The 7232-nt window shown below is 39.9% G+C and carries 6 protein-coding genes and 1 pseudogene; 5 read left to right on the top strand and 2 right to left on the bottom strand.

All coding sequences use genetic code 11. The annotated features are described in order from the left end of the window. The first annotated feature begins 572 nt into the window (after positions 1 to 572). A complete protein-coding gene (locus CK510_RS23160) occupies positions 573 to 770 on the top strand; it encodes an NblA/ycf18 family protein (protein ID WP_095723928.1) in 198 nt (65 codons plus the stop codon). Positions 771 to 1249: 479 nt separating this feature from the next. On the opposite strand, the gene CK510_RS23155 is transcribed toward CK510_RS23160, so the two are convergent. Both CK510_RS23155 and CK510_RS23150 read right to left on the bottom strand, forming a co-directional pair. Then, a complete protein-coding gene (locus tag CK510_RS23155) occupies positions 1250 to 2809 on the bottom strand; it encodes a serine/threonine-protein kinase (RefSeq protein ID WP_095723930.1) in 1560 nt (519 codons plus the stop codon). Between the two features lie 425 nt (positions 2810 to 3234). Next, positions 3235 to 3711, bottom strand: a complete 477-nt coding sequence (locus CK510_RS23150; protein ID WP_095723929.1) for a hypothetical protein — start codon at positions 3709 to 3711, stop codon at positions 3235 to 3237. Positions 3712 to 3891: 180 nt separating this feature from the next. Between CK510_RS23150 and CK510_RS33625 the strand changes: the two are divergent. The 4 genes and pseudogenes from CK510_RS33625 to CK510_RS23130 all read left to right on the top strand — a co-directional run. After that, positions 3892 to 4031: pseudogene (locus CK510_RS33625) on the top strand (Photosystem Q(B) protein 1); the annotation flags it as partial. Positions 4032 to 4167: 136 nt separating this feature from the next. Then, positions 4168 to 5169 (top strand): metal ABC transporter substrate-binding protein, encoded by a 1002-nt coding sequence (locus CK510_RS23140; protein WP_095723927.1) that lies wholly within the window; start codon positions 4168 to 4170, stop codon positions 5167 to 5169. Between the two features lie 48 nt (positions 5170 to 5217). After that, the gene (locus CK510_RS23135) at positions 5218 to 5994 is read left to right on the top strand and encodes a metal ABC transporter ATP-binding protein (protein WP_211293272.1); all 777 of its coding nucleotides are present in this window, start codon (positions 5218 to 5220) and stop codon (positions 5992 to 5994) included. 145 nt (positions 5995 to 6139) lie between these two features. Beyond that, positions 6140 to 7009 (top strand): metal ABC transporter permease, encoded by an 870-nt coding sequence (locus tag CK510_RS23130; RefSeq protein WP_095723925.1) that lies wholly within the window; start codon positions 6140 to 6142, stop codon positions 7007 to 7009. The last annotated feature ends 223 nt before the right edge of the window (positions 7010 to 7232 follow it).

Genomic DNA, 7232 nt, shown 5'->3' with positions numbered 1-7232 from the left:
TTGGGAACCTGTGAAAACAGGATATTAGGAACGAAATTTCTTAAGAATCTCAGTGTCTTTAGACCTGAGAGTGTCAATTTCTTTTATCCCATGCCCTAATCTTCATTTTGTTCATTCCGAGCATTTTTAATTGAGGCAAATTGATACAAATACGTTAACCTCGGAAGAAAAGCATGATTCGGGGTTAATTTTACACTTTAGTTAAATTGACATCTTGCATTTTTTGCGCTAGTACGAATAAAATGCACAGTTAATATCGTTTATCCTTATTTTTATTTTGTATCCAAGGGGGTAAAAGCATTTTCACTATCTAAGCTTTTGAAGCGTAAAACCTCAATACAGAGCTATTTCAAACAACTTGACTTGAGGTTTCTGTCTGAGGACTTAAGTCTCAAAAGAAAAAAAGACAAAACACATGCCAAAAGAAGTGGGCATTTCGTCAAACTATTGTTATCTTTCTTAATACAGAGGTAAAATTGTTAAGTCTCGAAAACTAACTTTCTTTAACCCCTGATGTCCGTCCTTTCTCGTTCGGTTTTTTGTTCAATTTCTCTTTTTTGGAGTTAATTACCATGAATAACCCAATCGAATTGTCATTAGAGCAACAATTCAGTGTTCATTCTTTTGCTAGCCAGGTACAAGGCATGAGTCACGATCAAGCCAAAGACTTTCTGGTAAAGCTTTACGAACAGATGGTTGTTAGAGAGGCTACCTACAAAGAGCTTCTCAAACATCAATGGGGCTTGGACTCCGGTACTACTTTGGCATAGACTTTGTATTCCGTCCAGTGTCGCACATGGTCGGCGACCTCCTTCTCTTGCTTGGTTCCGGGATGGAAAGGAGCTGGGGATGCCGGGGCGTCCACTAAAAATAGATGAGTCTATACTTTACAATTATCTGTGTATGAGTTCAGAAGAAAGCATGTACTGCAATTGTTGAGCTAAATTTCTAGCAGGTTGGTTTTATTGCTGTTGTTTACAGTTACATTTACAGCTAACTAACTAAAAATAGTATCCACAGCGATAATCTTTACCAGGGAATTCGATGCAATGCGATCGCAAATGAAAGCATTAAGGAAAACCCATCTATGAAAACTTGACGAAACAACAGGATTCGCAGCCAAGACTACAAATCTAGTTCCACCTACATATATATATTTCTTATAGAGCTTTTTTACAACCGCATGGGCGGAATTTTTAACATTATGTAATATCTGGATCGAAAATTGCCTTAAAAATGGTGAATATCTTCAAGCAGATAGATCGAAAGGAGAATCCGTATTAATCGCGGCGAGTTTTGCGAGGATTTGGGGTTTAATTTTTTCATACTCGGTTTTAAGATAATTTTTACTGATTTGGGGTTGAGCCGAAGAAGGTAGGGTATTGCTGATATCAACCCATTCGAGTAAGCGACGACATTGAGCGCTAGCGATACTAGAAGTAAGAATATGGCTAGGGCTAGTTGGTTGTTCGCGGGCAAAAAATAACAAGCGGTAGTAGCCATTTTTGCCCAGCAGTCGCGTAATTTCCTGACCAAAGCTGGTTTTGAGGTCAAGGTAATATGGCAACCATTTAGCCCCGAATCGACGATTGTAAATAACAGTAATCCACATCAGCATTGGATGGGGAGCGGTGATAAACAGAAATTGGTTATAGCGGGTACAAACCGAGCGTTTTTGAATCTCTAGTTGGGGTAGCATCATCCACAGGGCTGGAGAAAATTCATCGCGAATGCGGATTGGTTGGGGAAAAACAATATCAGCGATTGGTTTGCTTTTGGGCCACGAGGCTTGTTTAATAATATCGTCAGACGAGCTTAGGGAAAGGCTGGATGGGGTTTTGTCTTCTTGTAGCGCTAAAACTGTTGGTGCATCAGATGGGGTTTCGGTTGTTTGTGTATTAGTGGTTTTGTTGTATGAGTCGGTGCTAGTCTCTGCGGATGCGATCGTCTGTAAAATGTCGCCGATACTTTGCGGGCGATCGCAGGCTTTTTTGGCGAGACAACCCATAACTAAATCTTCTACAACTTGGGGAATATTCATGTTGGAGTCGATTTCTGTAAATGGACGCGGTTCTTGGAAATGGTGAACCTTGTACCATGCACCAAAAGAATGGGTAGGAGCAACTAAAGGTAACTTCCCCGTCAGCATCTCAAACATCATCACACCTAAACTATAGATATCCGAACGGTTATCGAGTTCTTTACCTTCCATTTGTTCGGGGGAAGAATAGGCTAAAGTTCCTAAATAGTAGTTTGTTTGGTGGGTGTTGGACTGGAGTAATTTAGCAATCCCAAAGTCGAGAATTTTAACTAATTCGCCAAAAGTGGGATCGACAATCACCAGCATATTACTAGGTTTGATGTCCCGGTGAATAATTGGACAAAGTAGCCCATCAACAGGAATACCATCATGGGCGCACTGTAATCCCAAGCAAATTTGCCGTGCCATGCTTAGAAATCGCTGTAGAGTCATACTTTGCTTGCGAATTACATAGCTTAAGCTCTTACCATCCAAATATTCCATTACATAGTAGGGAACATTGTGTTCATCTACGCCATAATCCATGACTCGAACAATTTGAATACTTTTTTGTCCCAGCAGGGCACAGGTTTTGGCTTCCCGTTCAAAACGTTCCTGCAAGCGCATTTTTTTGTTTTGAATCGACATTGAGAGAAACTTTACCGCAACGGGTACGCCTCCCAACAAGATGTCTTTTGCACGGTAAACTCGTCCCATTGCTCCAGTGCCAATTAATTCCTGAAGCTGGTAGCGTTTACCGAGTAAGCGACCAATGTTGGGGTCCGACATAAAAACTTTGACTCCAATCATGAACGAGATTTTAGATTTTGCTAAAAGTTGCCAGGAGAATTTACCTCATAAGCAAATCTTTTTTAAACGGATTCTGAATTATCCTGCGGTTAGACAATATTGCCTGTGGGGATTGTAGTATCACAATCTTTACCACTTTCCCGCATAAATTAGGAAGTATCCGAAAATGTAATATATGAAGAAAATGACTTCTACATCTATTATTCCCACATTAAATAGCAGAAGCAGCATTAATGTACAAAGAGATGAAACTACGAGGTAAATTCAGTAATATTACAGATGAAAACTGCATAAAAGCTACTTATATGCCAATCAAAAATCTAAAATCCAAAGACGCGATATCTCGCGTCTCTACAAATCTAAAATCGTTCGACTGAACGCTCACAACAAGTCTAAAATCTAAATTAGGATTGCGTTACTTGACGTTCGAGCTTTGCTTCCATAGTACGGTCGAGAAAATGACCAGCAAGAATGCCGTTAGTCAAGAGATATGTATCATTATCAACCCGATATAAAGTTTCAAAACCACTACGACGCTGGCGATTTTCGACAGGAGAAATATCCTTGGTGCTAATTACCCAGTAGCGTTGGACAATGGTTTCCAGACCGATCCAGCCTTCACCTTCGATTTGTCCCAACTGACTGTGCTGTAGTAAAAATGAATAATGGCGTTCACCATCATCAAGACGACCTTTATACTGTAAAGAAATTTCTGGGCGATCGCTTCCTGGAAATATAAGTTTAGTCGCCATCGTAAACCAGTTATCACGATGCCAAGCCACCAATGTCATACCTTTGACACTAATTGGCATCATATTACGTTCTAACCAGTTACCTTGCAAAGTCCAACGTCCGGGTTCGAGTAAAAAAGAATGTCCCACCTGCACACCTTGTAAGTCTTACCTCACTCTTCTTACCGCCAAGACTAGAGATAAATTTGAGAGCTAAATCTGACACATGTCAGGCGGCGAATATGTCCAGTATAGCCACAGCAATATAGATTTGGTTGAAGAGGAAATTAGTTTTAACTGGGCTTGGGAATCATCAAGTACTATTCCCGAATCTGGTTTACGGCTCTTGGGATTAGCACGATGGTATTTAATCTCAATGGATTCAATTTGTAGAGTCGGTTCTAGATAGTACATGTCATGTTATTCCGACTTATGCAGACATTTTAAATCGGGCTGATTTGAGGATTTAATCAATAGACATCTAAATACTCTATGTTGACAGGCAAATACCTTGAAAGTATCACCGATTGTTTCTCATTTTCTTTTCATTTTTGTTTCTCCTCTGGTAAAGTGGGATAATAATGAGAGAATTATGAAAGCAATTGAATGAGATTAAATATTAATAATTTTCAGGTACAGATACCACAATACGGACAAAAATTGGCTGTCACATCTGGGCTGCTCTTAGGGCTATGTTTAGGAGGGTGTATTCCTTCAACCTCCGAATCTCAGTCACAGTTAAGTCCAAGCCCAGTCACAACCACCGCCACTAACCTAGAGAAAAAAGAGAAAAAAGTAGTTCTTACCACCTTTACAGTTCTCGCGGACATAGCACAGAACGTGGCAGGAGACAAGGCGATTGTTGAATCTATGACCAAACCAGGGGCGGAAATTCACGGTTATGAACCGACTCCTAGCGATTTGGTGAGGGCACAAAAAGCAGACCTAATTTTGGATAATGGTCTGAATTTAGAGCGTTGGGCCCAGAAACTGTATAACAGCGTCCCCAATGTGCCTCGCATCACCCTGACAGAGGGGATTCAACCTGTGGAAATTGCGGAGAATGCCTACAAAGGAAAACCTAATCCCCATGCTTGGATGTCACCACAAAATGCCTTGATATACGTAGAGAATATTCGCAAGGCATTGATTAATTTGGATTCAGGGAATGCAGATACTTATAATACCAATGCCAAAGCATACAGCCAAAAGATTAAAGAAGTTGATGAGAAACTACGAAAAGCCGTGTCAGTAATTCCAGCAGACAAGCGCTACATGGTCAGTTGTGAAGGTGCATTTTCCTACATTACCCGCGACTATGGCTTGAAAGAAGTATATATCTGGGCGGTCAACTCTGAACAGCAAGCCACTCCCAAACAAGTAGAAAAAGTTATTGATACAGTTAAGGCAAATAAAATACCTGTTGTTTTCTGTGAAAGTACGGTGAATGATGGGGCACAACGTCAGGTAGCGAAAGAATCGGGAGCAAGGTATGGGGGGGTGTTTTACGTTGATTCCCTGTCTCCGGCTGATGGACCAGCACCAACTTATCTTAAGTTGCTAGAACGTAATGTTACAACTTTGACAGAGGGATTGCTCTTAAAGTAGTGATATCAGTCACGACTAATTACCGATCACTTTTAGAGGTTATTTCTGATGGAATCCATTGGTATTGATGTAGAAAATCTGACAGTTGCTTACCACGGTAAAATTGCTTTACATGGTGCTTATTTACAAATTAAAGCAGGTTCAATTAGTGGTTTGGTGGGAATGAACGGTAGCGGTAAATCAACCCTATTTAAGGCGATTATGGGTTTTTTGAAGCCAGTTACAGGGCGGGTTTTGATTAATGGCTTACCGATAAAAACTGTACAGAAAAAAAACCTGGTGGCGTATGTACCACAGTCGGAAGAAGTAGACTGGAATTTTCCGGTGAGTGTCCATGATGTGGTGATGATGGGGCGCTACGGATACATGAATATACTGCGAATTCCGGCAGCGAAAGATAAAAGAGTGGTGAGGGAGAGTTTAGAGAGGGTGGAAATGTGGTCAATGCGCGATCGCCAAATTGGCGAACTATCTGGTGGACAGAGAAAACGTGCCTTTCTTGCCCGTGCTTTGGCGCAACAGGGAACAGTTTTATTATTAGATGAACCTTTTACGGGAGTAGATATCAAAACAGAAAAAACCATGATTGACCTATTACTGGCATTGCGAGAGGAAGGTCATACAATTTTGATTTCTACCCATGACTTAGGGTCTATCACTACCTTTTGCGATCAAGTAGTACTCATAAACCGTACTATTTTAGCTTATGGGAATACATCCGAAGTTTTTACAGAAGAGAATATTTCACGTACTTTTGGCGGTTCACTTGCAGATTTATCCCTTAATAAAAGTCAAATAATCCGTGAGAATAAAAATGAATCCTAGTAAAATAAAGTAAAAAATAGAAATGCAAAAGCTAAAATAAATAAAGATTATTTTATAGCATTTTTAGGATTTTTCAATGCTAGTTTTATTTCCATAATGTCTTAGTAATTGGTAATTTATATTGCTTAGATTAGAGTTAAAAAATATGAATACTCTCGCATTATTAGACTGGTTCACCACACCCCTGCAACATGAATTCATGGTGAAGGCAATTTTGATAAGTGCCTTAGTTGGGGTGGTCTGTTCTGTTTTGTCATGTTTTTTGACCCTCAAAGGTTGGGCATTGATGGGAGATGCTGTTTCCCATGCGGTGATGCCTGGGGTAGTGATTGCTTATGTTTTAAATATCCCTTTTGCTGTGGGTGCTTTTGTCTTTGGAGTGGGTTCAGTTATTGCCATTGGTTATATTAAAGCGAAGACGAGAATTAAGGAAGATACGGTTATTGGACTTGTATTTACAGGATTTTTTGCCCTTGGTTTGGTGTTGGTTTCTAAAACTCCGAGTAGTGTAGACTTAACGCACATTTTATTTGGCAATGTCTTGGGTATTTCTAACCAAGATATTATCCAAACGGTAATTATTAGCGTAATTACCTTAGTGACAATAGCTATATTACGCAAAGATTTACTGTTATTTTGTTTTGACCCCACTCATGCACGTTCTATTGGTTTAAACACAGGGGCACTTCACTATATTTTACTATCATTACTTTCTTTAACTGCTGTTGCGGGACTCCAGACAGTGGGGATTATTCTCGTCGTAGCTATGTTGGTAACTCCTGGTGCAACGGCATATTTATTAACTGATAAATTTGACCATATGATACCTATTGCGATGGCTTCTGGGGTATTTTCTAGTGTCATAGGAACTTATATTAGCTATCACATTGATGGTGCAACTGGGGGTTGTATTGTGGTGTTGCAAACCCTGTTGTTTGTCATCGCAATGATTTTTGCTCCTAAACATGGGTTACTAGTTAGGGCAAAAAGTAGTGACAAAGCGCAAAACTTATAAATAATGAAAATTATTGAAGATTTGGCGCTGATAAGGGACTTTCAAAGTATAGTTTCCCCAATTGTCTACTACGAGCCGGAAAGCTTGCTGCTTGTCAATAGCGAGCAAGATAATTGCAGTACTTTTAAATGAAGTGAAAACCTCTGAGATAAGCTAAAAAGCACCTAAATTATATATTAGGGCAGGCAGGGATGCCCACCCCACAATAATTATAATAATTTGG

This window comes from Brunnivagina elsteri CCALA 953 (assembly GCF_002289455.1).
GTDB classification, from domain to species: domain Bacteria; phylum Cyanobacteriota; class Cyanobacteriia; order Cyanobacteriales; family Nostocaceae; genus Brunnivagina; species Brunnivagina elsteri.
Note: the sequence above shows the minus strand (reverse complement) of the source record. Positions and strands in the feature narration are given on the sequence as shown.

Excerpts from the sequence above, each read along its gene's own strand:
- CK510_RS23160 (WP_095723928.1), top strand. The coding sequence starts at position 573 with ATGAATAACCCAATCGAATTGTCATTAGAGCAACAATTCAGTGTTCAT.
- CK510_RS23155 (WP_095723930.1), bottom strand. The coding sequence starts at position 2,809 with ATGTCGGACCCCAACATTGGTCGCTTACTCGGTAAACGCTACCAGCTT.
- CK510_RS23140 (WP_095723927.1), top strand. The coding sequence starts at position 4,168 with ATGAGATTAAATATTAATAATTTTCAGGTACAGATACCACAATACGGA.
- CK510_RS23135 (WP_211293272.1), top strand. The coding sequence starts at position 5,218 with ATGGAATCCATTGGTATTGATGTAGAAAATCTGACAGTTGCTTACCAC.
- CK510_RS23130 (WP_095723925.1), top strand. The coding sequence starts at position 6,140 with ATGAATACTCTCGCATTATTAGACTGGTTCACCACACCCCTGCAACAT.